Source organism: Streptomyces sp. NBC_00028, assembly GCF_045041065.1.
In the GTDB taxonomy this organism is placed as follows: domain Bacteria; phylum Actinomycetota; class Actinomycetes; order Streptomycetales; family Streptomycetaceae; genus Streptomyces.
The window spans coordinates 5,533,578-5,535,914 of sequence record NZ_CP108293.1 but is presented as its reverse complement, the minus strand read 5'-3'; the positions used below and the strand labels follow the sequence as shown (position 1 = coordinate 5,535,914).

Sequence of the window (2,337 nt, the reverse complement as noted above, 5' to 3'; positions counted from 1 at the left end):
CTCCCCCGCCACCACCAACGTCACCAACCCCGACGGCAACACCCCCTCCTCCACCGCCAACACCCCAGGCGGCACCGTCACATGCGACGCACCAGACCGCACCAACGCCTCACCCAACGACACCCGCGGCGGCAACCCCCAACCCCCGCAACCACCAACACCCCACCCGCACCCCACGCCATGCACAACTCCGACACCGCCGCATCGAAACTCAACGACGCAAACTGCAACACCCGCGAACCCACACCCACCGCAAACCGCTCAATCTGCGCACCCGCCAGATTCACCAACCCCGCATGCGACACCACCACACCCTTCGGCCGCCCCGTCGAACCCGAGGTGTGGATGACGTAGGCGGCGTTGGCGGGGCGCAGCGGCGCCGTGCGTTCGGTGTCGGTCACCGGGCCGGGGGCCTGGCGGGCCACCGCTGCCACGACCTGCGGGTCGTCGAGGGCGATCGCTCGGTCCCGGGCGGCCTGCGGCAGCAGCGCGCGGCCGGTCTCGGTGCAGAGCACGGCGACCGGGTCGGCATCCTCCAGGACGAGGGCGAGGCGGTCCGCGGGGTGCCCGGGGTCGAGGGGGACGAAGGCGCCGCCGGCCATGGAGACGGCGAGGAGCGCGACGACGGTGTCCGCCGACCGTTCGGCGACCACGGCGACCCGGCGCTCGGGCCCCACCCCCAGAGTGATCAGGTGCCGGGCCAGGCGGCCCGCCTCGTCCTGGAGTTCGGCGTAACCGTACGTCCGCTCGTCCGAGTCCAGGGCCATCGCGTCCGGTGTGCGGCGCACCTGCCCGGCGAGGAGTTCGGGCAGTGTCCCGGTGGGCGCCTCGGGCTGGATGTCCTGCCAGTCCCGGGTGACAAGGGTCAGTTCGTCGCCGGTCAGCAGGCCGATGCGGGCCAGCGGTGTGCGCGGGTCGGCCGCGAAGCCTTCGAGTACCTGCTGGAGCGCGGCGAGCACCTGTTCGGCGCGGGCCCGGTCGAACAGGTCGGTGCGGTGGTCGAGTTGCAGTTCCAGCCGCTCGCCCGGTCCGACGATCAGGCCGAGGGGGTAGTGGCTGGCGTCCCTGGTCCGGCCGTCGAGCCGGATGGTGAGGGCGTCGGGGCCGTCCGGCTCCGCGTCCGCCGGGCGCGGGTAGTTCTCGTACACGACGAGTGTGTCGAACTCGGCGCCGGGCCCGGTGAGTTGCCGGATCTCGGTGAGGCCGAGGTGCTGGTGGCCCAGGAGGGCGACCTGGCGGGCTTGCAGGGTACGCAGCAGGTCGGCGACGGACTGGCCGCCGGTCAGCTCGACGCGGACCGGCAGGGTGTTGATGAACAGGCCGATGAGCGAGTCGGCGCCGGGCAGGTCCGTGGGGCGGCCGGCGACCGTGGTGCCGAAGACCACGTCCTGGCGTCCGGACAGCCGGGCGAGGACCAGGGCCCACGCACTCTGCACCACCGTGGCCATGGTGACCCCGTGGTCACGGGCCAGTGTCTCCAGCGCCCGGGTCAGTTCCGCGCTGCATTCGACGGTCAGCGCCTCCGGCCGCAGCGGTGCCCGGGCGGGGTCGGCCGGGGCGACCAGGGTGGGTTCGTCCGCCCCCGCCAGCTCCGTGCGCCACGCGGCCCGGGCCGCCTCCCGGTCCTGGCGGCCCAGCCAGGCCAGGTAATCCTTGTAGGAGCGGACCGGGGGCAGCGCCCCGGCCTCGCCTCCGGCCCGGTACAGCGTCGACAGCTCGCCCACCAGGATCGGCAACGACCATCCGTCCAGCACGATGTGATGGGTCGTCATCACCAGTCGGTGGCGCCGCCCGCCGAGGCGGATCAGCAGCAGCCGCAGCAGCGGACCCCGCTCGAGATCGAAGCCGGCCGACAGTTCGGCCGCGGAGAGCCGGGCCGCCTCGGCCTCCGCCTCCTCCTGCGGCAGCCCGCTCAAGTCGGCTTCCCGCCAAGGGAGTTCCACGTGCCGGGCGACGACCTGTACCGCCTGCCCCGACCTGCGCCGGCGAAAGCCGGCCCGCAGCGCGCCGTGCCGGGCGATCAGGCTCTCCCAGGAGCGGCGGAGCCGGGCGACGTCCAGCGGTCCGTCGAGGGCGAGGGCCCGCTGTCCCGCGTACACGTCGGACGCCCCGTCCCCGAAGGCCGCGTGGAACAGCAGTCCCTCCTGCAGGGGCGACAGCGGCCAGATGTCTTCGATGGCGTTCCGAGTCCGGGTCATCGCGTAGATCTCCTCACAGCGGTAACAGCTTCGGTTCGGCAGCACGAACAGAGCGTCAAAGGACAGAAGTCGTAAAAGGGGCGGCCCGGAGCGGGCGCCAGGGAGGGAAGGGAGGGAGGGAAGGGAGGGAGAGAAGAGG

General features: G+C 72.9%; 1 protein-coding gene. It reads right to left on the bottom strand.

What is annotated here, in order from left to right; genetic code table 11:
- Positions 1-77: 77 nt before the first annotated feature.
- Complete coding sequence (locus OG885_RS24990) at positions 78-2,198, bottom strand: condensation domain-containing protein (protein WP_405735168.1); 2,121 nt, start codon at positions 2,196-2,198, stop codon at positions 78-80.
- Between the last annotated feature and the right edge of the window lie 139 nt (positions 2,199-2,337).

Coding starts and splice junctions, on each gene's coding strand:
- OG885_RS24990 (WP_405735168.1), bottom strand. CDS start 2,198: ATGACCCGGACTCGGAACGCCATCGAAGACATCTGGCCGCTGTCGCCC.